Source organism: Klebsiella sp. PCX (assembly GCF_021869705.1).
Lineage (GTDB): Bacteria > Pseudomonadota > Gammaproteobacteria > Enterobacterales > Enterobacteriaceae > Klebsiella > Klebsiella quasipneumoniae.
The window spans coordinates 3,313,130-3,328,585 of record NZ_CP091527.1; the positions used below are offsets into that span (position 1 = coordinate 3,313,130).

The following is a 15,456-nucleotide window of genomic DNA, read 5'->3' on the forward strand; positions in this document are numbered from 1 at the left end:
TTCTCCACTTTTCATGCTACTACGCCAATTGCCAGCGAACGATCCAGAAATCGAAACAGCAGCTCCAGCTGTGAGCCGTGCTTCTCCTCAAATGCCACGGTGTCAGCGTGCAACTCGTCGTGATGCGCTCTGCAAAGCGGCAACACAAACAGGTCGTGCGCTTTCGTTCCCATTCCACCTTGTCCGTGGCCTATCAGGTGGTGGGGATCATCTGCTGGTTTGTTACAACAGACACACTGCTGGGACTTAACCCAGCGAGTCCAGCTATCGTTAACCCAGCGGCGGCGCTTTGGTCGCAGCATGAAAGATTCCGGCGTTTCAGGATCTACGCGAAGACCGAGAATCTTTTTCTGCACCACTTCGCTCGCCGCTGGCTCCGGCACTATATCGCTCTCCTTCATCACCGGTTGATGCTTTGTTTCCGGCAATCGCAGGGCTTTCCGGGCCAGCGATTCAGGGATGACGTGCGCCAGATTGTTTATCACCAGCCACCAGCACAATTCCGGTATCGTCAGTTGATGGTCTTCGTTGAACCCCAGCTGAGCGCGGATGACCGTTATCAACCAGGATACCAGGTTCTCACGCGCAATGCCTGCAAGCGTCTCTGTGTACTGATCACGCACCAGGTTATCGCAGGCCCAGCAAAGGCGGATACTGCCAGGCTCATGCCGGAACAGAGTAAAATTATCGCTATGCCACGAACCATACGGGTACTGGCATTCAAAACGACGCTCCAGCTCAGCCTCCAGCGCGCTGATACCACCCGCGCGCAGAATGACGTCTTTGCTTTCGAAAATTTGTTTCAATACCAGGTCTTCTGCCAGTGGCTGCGTGGCGGGAGGGATGGCGCCGGTTTCGTAGTCACTGTATTTTTCCGGTGCAGGCTCAATCAGTACCCGCCCTCTCCTGAACATCGGCATTAGATCGGCGCCAGGGCGAAGCAGAACAATGCCCATGCGTGGGGCAATTTCAGGAGTCAGTAATGCTCTCATGTCATTTTCTCCACGGCAGGTAACTCACAGGATAGCCACGACATCTTTTGCGACTTCCCGCGTACTGCTTTTGCAGGAGATCGAACGGCGCGCTTTGATGAACTCCAGGTTAAAACCATGCTCCCGGTACAGGTCGAGAACCTTCGGGGCGGATGAGTTTGAAATCACTACATGAGCTCCACGGTGAAAAGCAGATACACATTGCTTCGCCAGGTCTACCTGGCTCTCCCAGTTAAAACCACCAGCGGCGTAGGCGGTGAATCCGGTTGTTCCTGGCATCGGTTCGTAAGGCGGATCGCAGTAAACCACATCCCCTTTCCCAGCCAGGCTGATAGTTCGGCGATAGTCAGCAGTCATGAAGACGCAGTTATGCGCCATAGCGGCGAAGGATTTCATTTCGCCCAGCGGATAATACGGAGCCTTGTACCCCCCCCACCCCACATTGAACTTATTCGCCTGGTTGTAGCGCATCAGGCCATTGAAGCAATGCCGGTTGAGATACAGGAATGCAGCTGCGCGTTCAGTAGCATCCAGCGTCTGAGCGTTGAACTCTGAACGGATCAGCTCATAGCCATCTGATGACCGCATGTGCTCAAACATCCAGCGGGCCTTTAATTCCACTTCATCCGGCACCACCGCTAACATCTGATACAGATTAATCAGGTCCGGGTTAACGTCCGCCAGCAGGTAATCTGCGTGCTTATCGCTGTTCAGGAATACCGCCCCACCACCAACGAATGGCTCTATCAGGCGTTTCCCTGCCGGGATATGCACGAACAGGTCAGCCAGCTGGGTATACTTTCCACCAGCCCATTTCAGAAATGGCTTGCTCATGAACGGAACCCCGCTGGCACTGAATAATCCACGTCGGAATAACTGGACTTGAACGCCGTGTCTTGTTTAACCCACTTTCCGCCAGTCCAGGCTGGGCGCCCGGCTGCTTCCCATTTTTTGGCCTTGTCGAAATACTCGACGCAGTTCTCGGGAGCAAACAGCGTTTTGGGCCGCAGGTAGTCGCTCATCTTCGGATCCTGAGCCCATTTCTCGTTCAGGTAGTCAACCACCAGCATCAGGTCTTCAGGGCTGTAATCTTCGGCCAGCCGTCCCCGGATATAACCCAGCGTCGTTTTGGTTCGTCCCCCCTTGCCATAGGTCGAATTAGTTACTCGATTAAAATGATCCAGAACGAGTGCAGCCGGATCGGTCTGGTCTGGTTGCAGCGCAACCGGACAAGAGTCTTTACCTGTAATCTCTGTAGTACTCTCTGTTGTATTCTCTGTAAGATCATCGTGCCAATTTGACCTGATGACAGCGGTTCGTTTTGACCTAGTGGAGCGTTTAACATTGACCTCTTCCATCGTGTCATTTTGAACTGATGGAACGGCGCATTTTGACTTCTTCGATTTGGTCACTTTGACCTCATCTAAAAGCTCGCTCTCGTAGTTGATCGTGTAGTAGTTCGTCATGTCACGCTGCGACTTGTTAAGCTGCTCAACTTTAAGCACGCCCAGGCTCTTCAGCCGGGTGAAGGTGCGCTTCAGAGTGGACTCAGACCAGAACGGGAATTGTTCCAGCCATTGCTCTGTTGTGTTGTAGATCCAGCGTACGCCGTCACGCTCCAGCCCTGAGTTAGTTTCCTGCAGCCAGTAGTTAACCTGCTGCAGCGCAATGGCTTCATTCAGGCCAATGCTGTACGCAAGGTCGGGATTAATGACTATCGGCCTTGATGGCATTAACAGGCTCATAAGACCCCTCTATTTCCCTGAATTTTCGTTTGAACTGTTCAAGTGGGCTGAAACACTCATGCTGATACCCTTCGCGCAGGTATATAACGCGCTGTGTTTGGGGCTCCCAGCGTATGACCCTGACCGGGACGCCGTAGTGATCTCTGAACCATCGGTTAAGTTCTCGCATACGCTTTCCGCCTGACTTCTAAAGTCATCTACCGCCCATTGAGCAAACTGGTAGCAGACAGGTTCTATCCCACCGGGTACTCTTACCCCATACACGAACTGCACCGGCCCCTCTCCTCCAGGGACCGGCCGCGCCACAAGTTGCGACCTGCGGTACTGTGTTGGTAGACTGTTCATGCGTTAGTAATCTCCACTGATAACGACACGCCACGACGCCAGGAGCTGCAACTCGCTGGCGTCACTTCTTTTTGCGTGAAAATAACGTGATAATTGCGGCAATCTCTTCTTCCCGAGCTGCCAGATGGCGGCGGTGATGCACCATGATTTCTTCGGCCTCATGCCTTTCAATAACGCCATCTTCAAGCGCCTGTTCGATAATCTGATCAACCTGTCCCCTGGCAGCAGAGGTACGCATTGCACGACTAAACAGGTCCACGCGATCGAGTTCTTCCAGGTGCGGCACATCCACCAGCAGGGCGCCACGACGGCGGGCGAAGTAGTCTGCCAGCAGCGACGTGTTGGAAATGTCTTCCATCGCTTCCAGCTCCGATACTTCAAAAAATCGACAGCCGTTTTTCTCGTAGAGGTTGTTGTTGAACTGCGTCACGGTCATACCCAAGGCGCCAGCCATTGCTTCGCGGCCACCCGGATATGATTTGCACATACCTTTCACGACTTCTTTCAAGTTCATACCTACCCTTTTTGCTTACAATTAGTAGTAACGGTTAAGCTGCTGTTTGATTAGCCTTTAAATACAACTCCGGGTTAACTTTCAGCTTCATTTCTGTTAGAGCTTGGATTTCAAATGCTCGCCCTTTTGGAATGACCTCCCCCCAACCGGATACAGAGGCATGAGATATACCCAGCGCTTTTGCCACATTACCGACGGAGCCAAAGTAAGTAATCACGTCAACTTTTTTCATTTTTTCCTCATATGTAAGGGAAGCAGACAAACAAATGGTAGGATATCTTACACTCAAAGGTCAAGGATTCCTACATTACAAAATGGTAGGATTGCCTACATGAAAATGAATGAACGCATCCGTGCAAGACGTAAAGAGCTGAAACTAACCCAAGCGGTCTTAGCCAAATTAGTGGGCGTTAACCGTGTGACTGTTACTGGGTGGGAGTCAGGAGATTATGAGCCAGGGGGTTCTAACCTTCAGGCGCTTGCTGCTGCGTTAAAAACGAATCCTCAATGGATAATTCATGGTATTGGAGATCCTGTATCGGAGGCACCAACCTATAAGCCTACCGAACGTTTTGGCGTGAAAAGGATTCCAGTCTTATCTTGGGTTCAGGCTGGTGAATGGACCGAAAGCGGCGCGCCAGTTACCGAAAATGATGTTTCAGAATGGATTTACACAACCGCAAATCTTTGTGATGAAGGATTCGCTCTGAAAGTACGTGGTGATTCAATGACTAACCCTAACGGTGCCCCAAGCATACCTGAGGGCTCAATCGTTGTTGTTGACCCAGACTACGGCAGTATTTACGAAGTAAACGGTAAGATTGTCGTTGCCCAAGTGATGGGCTCAGCAGAGGCAACGCTGAAAAAATTTGTAATTGATGGACCTATAAAATATTTGGTTCCTCTTAATCCGAACTATCGTGTGATGGAAGTTAATGGCAACTGTAAGATCGTTGGTGTTGTCAGGCAGGTTGTCACGGACCTCTGATTTTTGAAGAACAATGAAACCGGCATCAAAGCCGGTTTTTTTTACACCTTAATGTAAGTTTTCCTACAAACGGCATTGACACCAAAAGGTAAGTTATCCTACATTAATGTCGTAAGGAATAGGTGAATAGCACACAACACGGAAGCGCATTCCTCTTCTTCCGGTGGGGATCGGTTTGTAACTGAAGGAGTGCGCTTCCAGTTGTGTGGAGAACTAACGTGCCGCCATTGCAGTGGCGGCTAACCCATCAGCAAGAAATTCTAACCAGCTATTCACCCACTTTCATGGGTTGGGTTGCTGCACCCTAAATTCACGCTTTGCAGCGCGTCAGATGGAGAATAAGAGATGGCTAAGACAGCAAATCAACTAATTAAAGAGGCATACGAAATTGCCAGAGATATGCCACCAGCTCAGGGAACGATCGTCAAAGAACTGGCGGCTATCCTCGATGTTTCGAACGTAGCTCTTCGCCAGGTTCGTGTCGAACGAGACGCTCTTCTCATCGAAGTCAAATCATGGGCGAAGGAGTGTGATCGTATTACTGAGCGACATACCAAGAAACGCACAAATCTGCATGTCCTCGAAGCAATGCGCGATTTGAAAGCAATTTGCCCCACCAGCTTCCGTAACGTGGAGGCTCTCTGATGGCTAAAGACTCAAAGCTTGTATACGGCGCCAACGGCAAAACCAACGTTCTGATGTTCGAACCGGAAAAGCTGCATCTTGTTACCGACAAAACCCATCTTCTCTACGATGAACGTATCAACCTGCCGATCGACGAAGGGATGGTACTGAACATCAAGGAGCTGGGTGTACTGGAGCCGATTATTGTCTGGAAAGACCCTGAAATTGGACTCACCTGCGTAGTTGCAGGCCGTCAGCGCGTTAAACATACGCTGGAGGCAAATAAGCTTCTTTTGAAAGAGGGCAAAGACCCACTGCTTGTTCCCGGAGTCGTTAAGCGTGGTTCGGCAAATCAGATGGCTAAATATATGGTCAGCGAAAACGAAATTCGCCGACCCGATACGCCGCTGGGCCGGGCTAAAAAAATGTCAGACGCGCTCGACCGCGGGCTCGATGAGGACGACATTGCGGTGTTGTTTGGCTGCAGCGTTCAGACCGTACGCGCAACGCTGTCACTGCTGGATGCCACCCAGGCTGTTCGCGATGCAGTGGAGTCCGGAACGGTCACCGTTACCCAGGCGCGTCAGCTTGGTGCGCTCCCACCTGAAGAACAGCGTGCAAAAGTGTCAGCAATCGAGCTGGCGACAGCTGGCACAACCGGCCATGAAAAAGCCCGGCGTCAGCGTAAGATTCTCGGCGAGCAAAAGCCGCGTCTGAAAACCCGCAAAGAAATTACTAAAGCCCTGGAATCTGCCGAAGGTGAGTATGCAAGCGCACTCCGTTGGGTACTTGGGGAGTCCGTATGACAATCATAAAAACCCATACCGGTACCGTGATCACCAAAGACGGTCCGAAGGTTAAAAAACTGCATCAGACAGAGCGGATGTGGGTCGTTGGCAAAAACGAGTTTTACCACAAAGCGACCGGATGCCGTCATTTTGCAGAAAATACGCGCCGCCGGCTGCTGCTCGACACCATCAAGCCTATCGAGTGACGACTGGCCCGGAGAAAAGAATTGTAGAAGTTAAGCCGGTTGCAGCCGGACTTGTGGAGATACACTATGAATCTTGATAACGAGATCATTTCAAACGCAGACCTCGAACGAATTACTGGATACAAGATCCCCTCAAAGCAATCACAGTGTTTACGTGATGCCGGGATTTTCTTTGTTGAAGGGCGAGACGGAAGACCACGCACTACCTGGGCGCATTTCAATAATCCTTTAGCTCAGAGATTACGACAGAACAACGTCGATAATTCGCTGCAGCCCAACTTTGGAGCACTTGATTAATGCCACGCCCAAGAAAAAATAAAGACGATGCCTGGATGCCACCGAGGGTTTACCTCGGGAGATCAGCATATGAATATCATCCTAAAGGAGGCGGCAACATTCGCCTCTGCGACAAAACCAGTACACAAGCTCAGGTATGGAGTGCATGGGAAGCGCTAATGAACGATCGCCCGGACGACTCCATGATGGAAGGACTTATCGAACGCTTCTTTAAATCTGGTGAATTTTTCGAGCTGGCTCTGGAAACCCAAAAGGACTATAGAAAGTACTCAAAAAAAATTATTGATGTATTTGGGAAAATGCCGCCGGACGCTATCAAACCTGAACATGTCCGGCGTTACATGGACAAGCGGGGAATAAAAAGCAGGACACAAGCTAACAGAGAAAAAGCTTTCATGTCTCGCGTGTATCGCTGGGCTTATGAACGCGGGTTCGTTAAAGGGAACCCCACAAAGGGTGTCCGCCAGTATAAAGAAGTTAGCCGAGATCGCTACATAACCAATGAGGAATACCAGGCGCTGTACTCTGTAGCGCCAGACATTGTGAAAGTCGCAATGGAACTCGCTTACCTCTGCTGTGCCAGACAAAACGATGTACTGGAGATGAAAAAAAGCCAATTTATGGAAGAAGGTATCCTGATAAAGCAAAGTAAAACGTCTGTTGCTCAGATAAAAGCATGGAGCCCGCGCTTGAACGCTGCACTTGAGTTGGCAAAAAATTTACCTCTTAACGCTGGCATGAGCAGTCTGTATGTCATCCACCAGCCAGCAGGCGGAAAATACACACGAGACGGCTTTAACAGCCGCTGGAGAAAAGCAAAAATTGAGGCGCAGGAACAGTACCCTCACCTTTCCTTTGACTTCACGTTCCACGATCTCAAAGCAAAAGGGATATCTGACCTCCAGGGTAATCTGTACGAGAAACAGGCAATATCAGGGCATAAGAACGTTGAGCAAACTGCCCGGTATGACAGAAAAATTGCGGTAGTTCCGGTTGTAGATGGACAGGTGGAAAGGAAAAATATTATGAAGTGATATTATGAAATGGGTGGTTTTGGAACAAAAAAACCACCCGTAGGTGGTTTCACGACACTGCTTATTGCTTTGATTATTCTATATTTCCCAATGGTACCCGGAGTGGGACTTGAACCCACACAGCGCGAACGCCGAGGGATTTTAAATCCCTTGTGTCTACCGATTCCACCATCCGGGCTCGGGATATAAAGTGGAGGCGCGTTCCGGAGTCGAACCGGACTAGACGGATTTGCAATCCGCTACATAACCGCTTTGCTAACGCGCCTTTGATACTGAAGCACCCGCCTATGCCGATGCTATTAATTTGGAGCGGGAAACGAGACTCGAACTCGCGACCCCGACCTTGGCAAGGTCGTGCTCTACCAACTGAGCTATTCCCGCATCATCAAGTTATTTGCTAATCACTTGATTTTGTTATCGTCTGGAAGACTGTGCCGCCGTTCGATGCGTTGCATTCTACTTATCTCTCGCGGTGAGTCAACGGTATTTTTCGCAACTTTGCATCGTTTGCTGAAAATAACGGCGAAACGATCACTGATCAAGCAAATCGCCGCGCGCCGCGTTCAAATATTGCAGCATCGACCACAGCGTCAGCACCGCCGCCACGAGGAAAAGCGCGATCCCTGCCCATTCCACCCACGGATAAGGACGCCACAGCATCCACACCAGGGCGGTCATCTGCGCGGTGGTTTTTACTTTGCCAATCCACGAGACCGCCACGCTGCTGCGTTTTCCCAACTCCGCCATCCACTCGCGCAGCGCGGAGATAATAATTTCCCGGGCAATCATCGTCGCCGCCGGCAGCGTGACCCACCAGGTGTGATAGTGCTCAGCGACCAGCACCATGGCGATAGCCACCATGACTTTATCGGCCACCGGATCGAGGAAGGCGCCGAACCGGGTACTCTGGTTCCAGCGACGGGCGAGGAAACCATCAAACCAGTCGGTCACAGCGGCAACAAAGAAAATCAGCGCGCAGGCAAACGGCGCCCAGCTAAAGGGCAGATAAAACGCCAGCACAAAGAACGGGATCAGGATGACGCGGAACAGAGTAAGCAACGTAGGGATATTAAATTGCATAGTGACGGGTAACTATCTGTTGTAAGTAAAAATTAGCCCTATGTTGCTACAGAGCCCCTAATGTTTCAACGAGTAGAAGATCTTTTCTGCCAGAGCGTGAGAGATGCCCGGTACTTTGGCAATTTCTTCGACGCTGGCCTGCTGCAGCCCCTGCAGTCCACCCATGTACTTCAGCAGCATCTGGCGACGCTTCGGCCCCACCCCCTCGATAGTCTCAAGCGAGCTGGTGTTCTTCACTTTCGCCCGTTTTTTGCGATGGCCGGAGATTGCATGATCATGCGATTCATCGCGGATATGCTGGATCACGTGCAGAGCCGGCGAATCCGGTGGCAGGCTAAACCCCTCGCCTTCCGGCTCAAAGAATAACGTTTCCAGGCCGGCTTTACGATCGCTACCTTTCGCCACGCCCAGCAGCAGCGGATGATGTTTATCCCAGGGGACGTCCAGCTCCGCAAATACCGCTTTCGCCTGCGCCAGCTGCCCCTTGCCGCCGTCTATCAGGATCACATCAGGAATCTTGTTGTCATCAATCGCTTTGCCATAGCGACGGCGCAGGACCTGATTCATCGCCGCATAGTCATCGCCCGGGGTGATGCCGGCGATATTGTATCGCCGGTACTCCGCGCGCAGCGGACCATTGCTGTCAAATACCACGCAGGAGGCGACGGTCTGTTCGCCCATGGTGTGGCTGATATCAAAGCACTCCATCCGCTTCACCGCCGGCAGCTCCAGCACGGAGGCCAGCGCCTGCAGACGCTGATGAATGGTCGATTGCTGAGACAATTTGGTGGTTAACGCCGTCGCGGCATTGGTGCGCGCCAGCTTAAGATAACGAGCCCGGTCGCCGCGCGGCCTGGTCTGCACATGGATTCGACGCCCCGCCAGTTCTGACAGCGACTCGGCCAGCAGCGTCTTATCTCCGAGGTTAAAGTCGAGCAAAATTTCCCCCGGCAGCGTGCGCATCTGGCTGCCCTGCAGATAGAACTGGCCGACAAAGGTCTCGACGACCTCGCCCAGCTCGGTGCCGCCAGGCACTTTCGGGAAGTAGCTGCGGCTGCCCAGTACTTTACCCTGGCGGATAAACAGTACATGGACGCAAGCCATGCCGGCATCGAAGGCAACCCCGATCACGTCAAGATCGTCGCCGGTGTTAGAGACAAACTGTTTCTCAGTCACGCGGCGGACGGCCTGAATCTGGTCGCGAATGCGCGCCGCCTCTTCAAACTCAAGGTTCTGGCTCGCCTTCTCCATCCGCGCGATGAGCTGAGTCAGCACCTGGTCATCTTTGCCGGCAAGAAACAGCCGCACATACTCCACCTGCTGTGCATACTCGTCTTCACTGACCAGCCCCGCCACGCACGGCCCGAGGCAGCGGCCAATCTGATACTGTAGACAGGGACGGGAGCGATTGCGGTAGACGCTGTTTTCACACTGACGGATGGGAAAGATCTTCTGCAGCAGCGCCAGGGTCTCGCGCACGGCATAGCCGTTGGGAAAAGGACCAAAATACTCGCCCTTCGCATGTTTGGCGCCACGATGCATCGCCAGACGCGGATGGGTATCGCCACTGAGGAAAATAAAAGGATACGACTTATCGTCGCGCAACAGCACGTTGTACCGCGGCTGGTACAGCTTGATATAGTTGTGCTCAAGCAGCAGCGCTTCCGTCTCGGTATGGGTGACGGTCACGTCGATTTGCGCGATCAGCGCCACCAGCGCTTCCGTTTTACGCGACGCGAGGTTGCTGCGGAAGTAGCTGCTGAGCCGCTTTTTCAAATCTTTGGCTTTGCCAACATAGATGACGGTTCCGCCAGCATCATACATCCGATACACACCGGGCTGGCTAGTTACCGTTTTCAGGAAAGCTTTTGCGTCAAAAACATCACTCACTGGCTTGCTAACGACTCCGCATTACACAGGCCATGGCGAATTGCCAGGTGGGTCAGCTCGACATCGCCATGAATGTTCAATTTGCTGAACATCCGATAGCGATAGCTGTTAACCGTTTTTGGACTCAGATTCAGCTGCTCTGAGATCTCATTCACCTTCTGACCTTTGGTGATCATCAGCATAATCTGCAATTCGCGTTCAGACAAACTGGCAAACGGCGATTCTGTTTTTTCCGGTTCAATCTGACTTAACGCCATTTGCTGAGCAATATCAGAGGCAATATAACGTTGCCCTGACGCGACGCAGCGAATCGCATTCACCACTTCCTGTGGCGCGGCGCCCTTACTGAGATAACCTGCCGCCCCCGCCTGCATGACCTTGGCAGGTAAGGGATTCTCAGTATGCACGGTCAACATGATCACTTTCGTGCCCGCTACCGAGCGCGCAATTTTGCGCGTCGCTTCCAGACCCCCGATCCCGGGCATGTTCATGTCCATCAGGACGACATCGGCGGAATTAGCCCGGCACCACTTGACGGCGTCTTCGCCGCAGCAGGCTTCGCCAGCGACTTTAATCCCTTTTATATCTTCCAGAATGCGTCGTATCCCTGCGCGCACCAGTTCGTGGTCATCAACAAGAAGAACGTTGATCAAAGGAATAATCTCCAGAATGAGGGATAACGCTACTGATACTTTATCTCCCACATATTACCGGGTTTTATTGCTATTTTAAAAGGCAAAAAAATGCCCTCGCCTCGATTTGGCTCTCATTTATGGCAATGTCTGTGCACACTCAGTGGAAAGTCATTGCGAACAGTCGGTTGCACGAGTCTTATTTTTTAACAATCCCCATACAGAAGGCACAAAAAACACAACAGATTACGTAGCGCATAAATACGAAGCTAAATATGTAACAATTATTAACGTACTAAATAGATAGTGGCAATTATTGGCCTGACGATGGCTATTACGTCTTATCTGAAGCATAAAACCATTCACAGCTCAGATGAGAGAACAGAAATTAAGCACTCCTTTTTTTTCTGTCGCTTGTGGTATACTGCGCGGCCTTCACATTGAGTAGAGCGCAATAGCGCAGCGAGTAAACGAGGATATCGATGAGCACACCAGATTTTTCCACTGCAGAAAATAATCAGGAACTGGCGCAGGAAGTCTCCTGCCTGAAAGCGATGATGACGCTGATGCTGCAGGCGATGGGCCAGGCAGATGCTGGTCGCGTGATTATTAAAATGGAAAAGCAGATCGCGCAGATGGAAGATGAGGCTCAGGCCGCCGTATTCTCCAGCACCGTTAAGCAAATTAAACAAGCTTATCGGCAGTAATCCTGTACCGGCTGAAAGTATGACTGACAGCCGGTATCACGTCTGGCACGCAGAACGGCAGGCGCCTTCAGATTAACCCTGTCGCCACAGCGTAACAGGCAATTTGCGTTTTATTCGGCGCGTTAAATTTCCGTTGCATATTCTTCTGATGGAAATTGACCGTATTTTCCGAAATCGAGAGAATCATCGCCACCTCCGCAGAGGTCTTTCCTTCCGCGGTCCATTTGAGGATCTCCAGTTCGCGCCGGCTGAATTTCATCTCCGGCGGCATCACCATCTCATCTTCAAGACGCAAGAGCGTCAGCAGGCTCAGCTCCGTCAGCGTTCGCAAGCGCAGCTCCAGCTCATCTTCAGCATAAGCGTTCGGCAAACGGTTGTTCGCGGAGACGGAGAGAAAACCCTGAGCATGATTTGGCAACGTCAGGCACTGTGTCACCCCTTTTTGCAGACCATGGTCGCGCGCGCCGTCCCATAACGCCTGCGCATCGCGAAACAACCCATCTTCCCACGGCAGATGGCCACGCATAAAATTCTCCGGGCGTAATACGGGATCTATGGCGAAATAATTCTCTGCCTGGTAATGAGACATCCATGCGCGGGGATAGGTCGACTGAAACGTGACGCGGGGGCGAGTGAAAGGCACCGGGTGACGCACACAAAGCGTATAGAAATCATATTCCAGCGTTTCTGTTTCTCGTTGCAGGAGATTATAAACCTCCTGAGCGGCGGCCATGGACTGAAATTGATGCAGCATATCCCGCCGCCAGCTGAAAAAATCATTGTCCCTCATAGCTGTGCAAATAACTCCTGATTGATAATCATTATTATAAATACAGAAAACTAACACATAAATCTTATTTATATGTATAAAATATCGTAGCTGTCGCATTTATTAGCCTGAAGACTTGCCTTTTCCCAGTTAGCTGCGCTGAAACTAAGGCCCCTCCCTTCATTTTCTACACCCTACAAGGGGGGATGGGAAGCGGTGTATACGGCCAGGGGAGTAAATAGCACAAAGACGTGACGATGGGGTGTTGCCCCAGCGTGGAATTGGGCTCATTGCGGCGGCTCACACGAAGGCGAGCCGCCGCGCCTGCGCCTGCTCTATTGCATCAGGAATTTTTCGAGGAACTGGCGGGTTCGCGGCTGCTGAGGCGAGGCGAACAGCGCTTTGGCCTCGCCTTGTTCAACGATGCGTCCCTGATCCATAAAAATCGCCCGATCGGCAACGTCGCGAGCGAAGCTCATTTCATGGGTCACGATAACCATGGTACGTTTCTCCTGCGCCAGCTGGCGGATGGTATTGAGCACCTCCCCTACCAGCTCGGGATCGAGAGCCGAGGTCGGTTCATCAAACAGGATCACGTCCGGACGCATGGCCAGCGCGCGGGCAATCGCGACCCGCTGCTGCTGCCCGCCAGAGAGGCGGCGCGGATAGCTGTTCTCTTTGCCGCTGAGGCCCACTTTCGCCAGTAGATCGCGCGCCCGCGCCATCGACTCCTGCTTGTCTTCACCTTTTACGATGACCGGCCCTTCAATGATGTTCTCCAGCACCGTCCGGTGGGGAAACAGGTTGAAGTTCTGGAAGACAAAGCCAACGTGCTGGCGCAGCCGACGGATAAGCCCTTTTTGCGGCCCGAGGCTGCGACCAGCGTCGATCGTCACATCGCCGACGCGGATAGTGCCGCTCTCCGGTTGCTCCAGCAGATTAATGCTGCGCAGCAGGGTGGTTTTACCCGAGCCGCTGGGGCCGATGATTGCCACCACTTCGCCTTCCTGCACCTCCAGGTCGATACCGTGGAGCACCGTCTGGCCATGGAATTTTTTCACCAGGCTTTTTACTTCAATCGCACTCATTTCGGATCACGCTCCTGGCGGTTCAGCTGGTTTTCAAAATAGTTCTGCAGCGAGGAGAGTACCGTCGCCATCACCCAGTAGATCAGAGAGGCGGCCAGATACATGGTGAAGACCTCCAGCGTACGCGAGGTGATAAGCTGCGCCTGACGGAACAGCTCCGGCACCTGGATCGTCGCCGCCAGCGAGGTATCTTTTACCAGGCTGATAAAACTGTTAGAGAGCGGCGGCAAAGCGACCCGCGCCGCCTGGGGTAAAATAGCCCGACGCATCGTCTGCCAGGGGGTCATACCGATACTGGCCGCCGCTTCCCATTGCCCTTTGTCAATCGAGGCGATGGCCGCGCGCAGGGTTTCCGCCGCGTAGGCCGCCGTGTTCAGCGATAAGCCGATCATCGCCGCCGGGATCGGGTCAAGCTCAATGCCAAACTGCGGCAAGCCGTAGTAGATCATGAACAGCTGGGCGATAAGCGGTGTCCCGCGAAAAATGGAGATATACATGCGCGCCAGCCATTTTACCGGCCAGAGGGTCGACATGCGCATCAGCGCCAGGATAAAGCCCAGCACCAGGCCGAAAAACATCCCGCCAATGCTCAGCTGCAGCGTAAAGACGGCGCCTTTCAGCAGAAAAGGCGCAGAATCGATGACCAGTTGAATACTTTCTTGCATGCTGTGGTTTCTGTATTAGAGGTGAGGATGATAGGCAAACAGCGCCGGCGCTCCGCCGGTATGGACGAACAAAATCGGCCCTTCATCCTTAAAGCGTTTCTGCGTAATGCCATCGATAAGTCCGGCCATCGCTTTGCCGGTATAAACCGGGTCGAGCAAAATACCTTCCAGTTGCGCCAGCAGCTTCACGGCGGCCATTCCTTCCTCATTTGGCGTCCCGTAGCCTGGGGCAAAGTAATCGTCCCACAGGATGATGTCGGCTTTCGCCTGCAGCTCAAGGCTGTTGGCCACGGCCTGCTGCAGCGCTACCACTTTCGGCAGCTGGTCGGCAACAGCGCGCGACACCGTCACCCCAATCAGTTCCGCCTGCGGCATCAGCTGTTCAAGGCCGACCGCCAGTCCGGCATGGGTGCCGGCGCTCCCGGAGGCGACCACCACCGACGAAATCTCCACCGCGTCTTCGCACTGCTGGGCGATTTCCAGCGCGCTTTCCACATAGCCTAGCGCCCCAAGGGCGTTTGAACCGCCGACCGGAATGACATACGGGCGGTACCCCTGCGCTTCGATACGGGTCGCCAGCTCGTCGAGCTGCGCAGCGGGATCGGTCAGGGCATCGCACATCTCAACCTGGGTATTAAACAGATCCAGCAGCAGGCGGTTGCCATTGCTCAGATAGTTCTCCGCACGGGTGCCGATGGGATTTTCCAGCAGCGCCACGCAGTGCAGGCCCAGTTTGGCGGCGACCGCCGCCGTCTGGCGCACATGGTTAGACTGGATCGCGCCGGCGGTAATTAAAGTATCCGCCCCTTCGCGCAGCGCATCGGCGGCGAGAAACTCCAGCTTGCGCAGTTTGTTTCCCCCCATCGCCAACGGCGTCGTATCATCACGTTTGATAAATATTTCGCGCCCGAGGTGATCGGACAGACGCGGCAGATACTCCAGCGGCGTCGGCGCGCCGATCAATTCCAGACGCGGAAAGCGGGTTAAATTTTGCAGTGACATGGCCCCTCCTGACTCAGTTATGCTTCATTATGCACACAGTTACGCGCTAAATAAAAAAAGGCGCTTCCAGGAGCGCCTTTTTTCACCGCT

Annotated in this window: 20 protein-coding genes and 3 tRNA genes; 7 read left to right on the forward strand and 16 right to left on the reverse strand. The window is 52.8% G+C overall.

Annotated features, from left to right (window positions below; genetic code table 11):
• Window positions 1-11: 11 nt before the first annotated feature.
• From GQR96_RS15795 to GQR96_RS15820, 6 genes are all read right to left on the reverse strand, one after another.
• The gene (locus GQR96_RS15795) at window positions 12-992 is read right to left on the reverse strand and encodes a DUF968 domain-containing protein (RefSeq protein WP_102040315.1); all 981 of its coding nucleotides are present in this window, start codon (window positions 990-992) and stop codon (window positions 12-14) included.
• Between the two features lie 24 nt (window positions 993-1,016).
• Window positions 1,017-1,826: a DNA adenine methylase gene (locus GQR96_RS15800; protein ID WP_102040314.1), complete on the reverse strand. Its 810-nt coding sequence runs from the start codon at window positions 1,824-1,826 to the stop codon at window positions 1,017-1,019.
• The gene (locus GQR96_RS15805; RefSeq protein ID WP_040188691.1) at window positions 1,823-2,737 is read right to left on the reverse strand and encodes a conserved phage C-terminal domain-containing protein; all 915 of its coding nucleotides are present in this window, start codon (window positions 2,735-2,737) and stop codon (window positions 1,823-1,825) included. Before GQR96_RS15805 ends, GQR96_RS15800 begins: the two co-directional genes overlap by 4 nt.
• The gene (locus GQR96_RS15810) at window positions 2,700-2,906 is read right to left on the reverse strand and encodes a DUF4222 domain-containing protein (protein ID WP_072040503.1); all 207 of its coding nucleotides are present in this window, start codon (window positions 2,904-2,906) and stop codon (window positions 2,700-2,702) included. The genes GQR96_RS15805 and GQR96_RS15810 overlap by 38 nt, the downstream gene beginning before the upstream one ends.
• Window positions 2,907-3,143: 237 nt before the next feature.
• A complete protein-coding gene (locus GQR96_RS15815; RefSeq protein ID WP_040188690.1) occupies window positions 3,144-3,596 on the reverse strand; it encodes a YmfL family putative regulatory protein in 453 nt (150 codons plus the stop codon).
• Between the two features lie 34 nt (window positions 3,597-3,630).
• Window positions 3,631-3,828 carry a Cro/CI family transcriptional regulator gene (locus GQR96_RS15820; RefSeq protein ID WP_040188689.1) on the reverse strand — a complete coding sequence of 66 codons (198 nt, stop codon included), beginning with the start codon at window positions 3,826-3,828 and terminating at the stop codon, window positions 3,631-3,633.
• Window positions 3,829-3,927: 99 nt separating this feature from the next.
• Between GQR96_RS15820 and GQR96_RS15825 the strand changes: the two genes are divergently transcribed.
• The 6 genes from GQR96_RS15825 to GQR96_RS15850 all read left to right on the forward strand — a co-directional run bounded on the left by GQR96_RS15825 (window position 3,928) and on the right by GQR96_RS15850 (window position 7,533).
• Complete coding sequence (locus GQR96_RS15825) at window positions 3,928-4,584, forward strand: LexA family protein (protein WP_040188688.1); 657 nt, start codon at window positions 3,928-3,930, stop codon at window positions 4,582-4,584.
• A gap of 345 nt (window positions 4,585-4,929) precedes the next feature.
• On the forward strand, window positions 4,930-5,229 hold the full coding sequence (locus GQR96_RS15830; RefSeq protein ID WP_102040313.1) for a hypothetical protein: 300 nt from the start codon (window positions 4,930-4,932) through the stop codon (window positions 5,227-5,229).
• Window positions 5,229-6,014 carry a ParB/RepB/Spo0J family partition protein gene (locus tag GQR96_RS15835; protein ID WP_040188684.1) on the forward strand — a complete coding sequence of 262 codons (786 nt, stop codon included), beginning with the start codon at window positions 5,229-5,231 and terminating at the stop codon, window positions 6,012-6,014. The genes GQR96_RS15830 and GQR96_RS15835 overlap by 1 nt, the downstream gene beginning before the upstream one ends.
• On the forward strand, window positions 6,011-6,202 hold the full coding sequence (locus GQR96_RS15840) for a hypothetical protein (RefSeq protein ID WP_040188683.1): 192 nt from the start codon (window positions 6,011-6,013) through the stop codon (window positions 6,200-6,202). Before GQR96_RS15835 ends, GQR96_RS15840 begins: the two co-directional genes overlap by 4 nt.
• A 66-nt stretch (window positions 6,203-6,268) precedes the next feature.
• A complete protein-coding gene (locus tag GQR96_RS15845; protein ID WP_071839062.1) occupies window positions 6,269-6,499 on the forward strand; it encodes a DUF4224 domain-containing protein in 231 nt (76 codons plus the stop codon).
• Window positions 6,499-7,533, forward strand: coding sequence for a tyrosine-type recombinase/integrase (locus tag GQR96_RS15850; RefSeq protein WP_040188681.1), 1,035 nt, complete (start codon window positions 6,499-6,501; stop codon window positions 7,531-7,533). The genes GQR96_RS15845 and GQR96_RS15850 overlap by 1 nt, the downstream gene beginning before the upstream one ends.
• Before the next feature lie 91 nt (window positions 7,534-7,624).
• On the opposite strand, the gene GQR96_RS15855 is transcribed toward GQR96_RS15850, so the two are convergent.
• From GQR96_RS15855 to uvrY, 6 genes are all read right to left on the reverse strand, one after another.
• Window positions 7,625-7,711: transfer RNA gene (locus GQR96_RS15855), tRNA-Leu, on the reverse strand.
• Window positions 7,712-7,724: 13 nt separating this feature from the next.
• Window positions 7,725-7,798 (reverse strand) — tRNA-Cys (locus tag GQR96_RS15860).
• A gap of 40 nt (window positions 7,799-7,838) precedes the next feature.
• Window positions 7,839-7,914: transfer RNA gene (locus tag GQR96_RS15865), tRNA-Gly, on the reverse strand.
• 150 nt (window positions 7,915-8,064) lie between these two features.
• Window positions 8,065-8,613: a CDP-diacylglycerol--glycerol-3-phosphate 3-phosphatidyltransferase gene (gene pgsA / locus GQR96_RS15870; protein ID WP_004141115.1), complete on the reverse strand. Its 549-nt coding sequence runs from the start codon at window positions 8,611-8,613 to the stop codon at window positions 8,065-8,067.
• 57 nt (window positions 8,614-8,670) lie between these two features.
• Window positions 8,671-10,503 carry an excinuclease ABC subunit UvrC gene (gene uvrC, locus GQR96_RS15875; RefSeq protein ID WP_004203456.1) on the reverse strand — a complete coding sequence of 611 codons (1,833 nt, stop codon included), beginning with the start codon at window positions 10,501-10,503 and terminating at the stop codon, window positions 8,671-8,673.
• Window positions 10,500-11,156 carry a UvrY/SirA/GacA family response regulator transcription factor gene (gene uvrY / locus GQR96_RS15880; protein ID WP_002911539.1) on the reverse strand — a complete coding sequence of 219 codons (657 nt, stop codon included), beginning with the start codon at window positions 11,154-11,156 and terminating at the stop codon, window positions 10,500-10,502. The genes uvrC and uvrY overlap by 4 nt, the downstream gene beginning before the upstream one ends.
• Window positions 11,157-11,617: 461 nt before the next feature.
• Here uvrY and GQR96_RS15885 point away from each other — a divergent pair, with 461 nt between their 5' ends.
• Window positions 11,618-11,842 (forward strand): DUF2594 family protein, encoded by a 225-nt coding sequence (locus tag GQR96_RS15885; protein WP_004203457.1) that lies wholly within the window; start codon window positions 11,618-11,620, stop codon window positions 11,840-11,842.
• A gap of 67 nt (window positions 11,843-11,909) precedes the next feature.
• Here the strand turns inward: GQR96_RS15885 and sdiA are convergent, their stop codons facing one another.
• The 4 genes from sdiA to dcyD form a co-directional block, all read right to left on the reverse strand.
• The gene (gene sdiA, locus GQR96_RS15890) at window positions 11,910-12,632 is read right to left on the reverse strand and encodes a transcriptional regulator SdiA (protein WP_004203458.1); all 723 of its coding nucleotides are present in this window, start codon (window positions 12,630-12,632) and stop codon (window positions 11,910-11,912) included.
• A 314-nt stretch (window positions 12,633-12,946) separates the two neighbouring features.
• The gene (gene tcyN, locus GQR96_RS15895) at window positions 12,947-13,699 is read right to left on the reverse strand and encodes an L-cystine ABC transporter ATP-binding protein TcyN (protein ID WP_004203465.1); all 753 of its coding nucleotides are present in this window, start codon (window positions 13,697-13,699) and stop codon (window positions 12,947-12,949) included.
• Window positions 13,696-14,364 carry a cystine ABC transporter permease gene (gene tcyL, locus GQR96_RS15900; protein ID WP_004203466.1) on the reverse strand — a complete coding sequence of 223 codons (669 nt, stop codon included), beginning with the start codon at window positions 14,362-14,364 and terminating at the stop codon, window positions 13,696-13,698. Before tcyL ends, tcyN begins: the two co-directional genes overlap by 4 nt.
• A gap of 15 nt (window positions 14,365-14,379) precedes the next feature.
• The gene (gene dcyD, locus GQR96_RS15905) at window positions 14,380-15,366 is read right to left on the reverse strand and encodes a D-cysteine desulfhydrase (RefSeq protein ID WP_004203467.1); all 987 of its coding nucleotides are present in this window, start codon (window positions 15,364-15,366) and stop codon (window positions 14,380-14,382) included.
• Between the last annotated feature and the right edge of the window lie 90 nt (window positions 15,367-15,456).

Excerpts from the sequence above, each read along its gene's own strand:
- GQR96_RS15795 (WP_102040315.1), bottom strand. The coding sequence starts at position 992 with ATGAGAGCATTACTGACTCCTGAAATTGCCCCACGCATGGGCATTGTT.
- GQR96_RS15800 (WP_102040314.1), bottom strand. The coding sequence starts at position 1,826 with ATGAGCAAGCCATTTCTGAAATGGGCTGGTGGAAAGTATACCCAGCTG.
- GQR96_RS15805 (WP_040188691.1), bottom strand. The coding sequence starts at position 2,737 with ATGAGCCTGTTAATGCCATCAAGGCCGATAGTCATTAATCCCGACCTT.
- GQR96_RS15810 (WP_072040503.1), bottom strand. The coding sequence starts at position 2,906 with ATGCGAGAACTTAACCGATGGTTCAGAGATCACTACGGCGTCCCGGTC.
- GQR96_RS15815 (WP_040188690.1), bottom strand. The coding sequence starts at position 3,596 with ATGAACTTGAAAGAAGTCGTGAAAGGTATGTGCAAATCATATCCGGGT.
- GQR96_RS15820 (WP_040188689.1), bottom strand. The coding sequence starts at position 3,828 with ATGAAAAAAGTTGACGTGATTACTTACTTTGGCTCCGTCGGTAATGTG.
- GQR96_RS15825 (WP_040188688.1), top strand. The coding sequence starts at position 3,928 with ATGAAAATGAATGAACGCATCCGTGCAAGACGTAAAGAGCTGAAACTA.
- GQR96_RS15830 (WP_102040313.1), top strand. The coding sequence starts at position 4,930 with ATGGCTAAGACAGCAAATCAACTAATTAAAGAGGCATACGAAATTGCC.
- GQR96_RS15835 (WP_040188684.1), top strand. The coding sequence starts at position 5,229 with ATGGCTAAAGACTCAAAGCTTGTATACGGCGCCAACGGCAAAACCAAC.
- GQR96_RS15840 (WP_040188683.1), top strand. The coding sequence starts at position 6,011 with ATGACAATCATAAAAACCCATACCGGTACCGTGATCACCAAAGACGGT.
- GQR96_RS15845 (WP_071839062.1), top strand. The coding sequence starts at position 6,269 with ATGAATCTTGATAACGAGATCATTTCAAACGCAGACCTCGAACGAATT.
- GQR96_RS15850 (WP_040188681.1), top strand. The coding sequence starts at position 6,499 with ATGCCACGCCCAAGAAAAAATAAAGACGATGCCTGGATGCCACCGAGG.
- pgsA (WP_004141115.1), bottom strand. The coding sequence starts at position 8,613 with ATGCAATTTAATATCCCTACGTTGCTTACTCTGTTCCGCGTCATCCTG.
- GQR96_RS15885 (WP_004203457.1), top strand. The coding sequence starts at position 11,618 with ATGAGCACACCAGATTTTTCCACTGCAGAAAATAATCAGGAACTGGCG.
- sdiA (WP_004203458.1), bottom strand. The coding sequence starts at position 12,632 with ATGAGGGACAATGATTTTTTCAGCTGGCGGCGGGATATGCTGCATCAA.
- tcyN (WP_004203465.1), bottom strand. The coding sequence starts at position 13,699 with ATGAGTGCGATTGAAGTAAAAAGCCTGGTGAAAAAATTCCATGGCCAG.
- tcyL (WP_004203466.1), bottom strand. The coding sequence starts at position 14,364 with ATGCAAGAAAGTATTCAACTGGTCATCGATTCTGCGCCTTTTCTGCTG.
- dcyD (WP_004203467.1), bottom strand. The coding sequence starts at position 15,366 with ATGTCACTGCAAAATTTAACCCGCTTTCCGCGTCTGGAATTGATCGGC.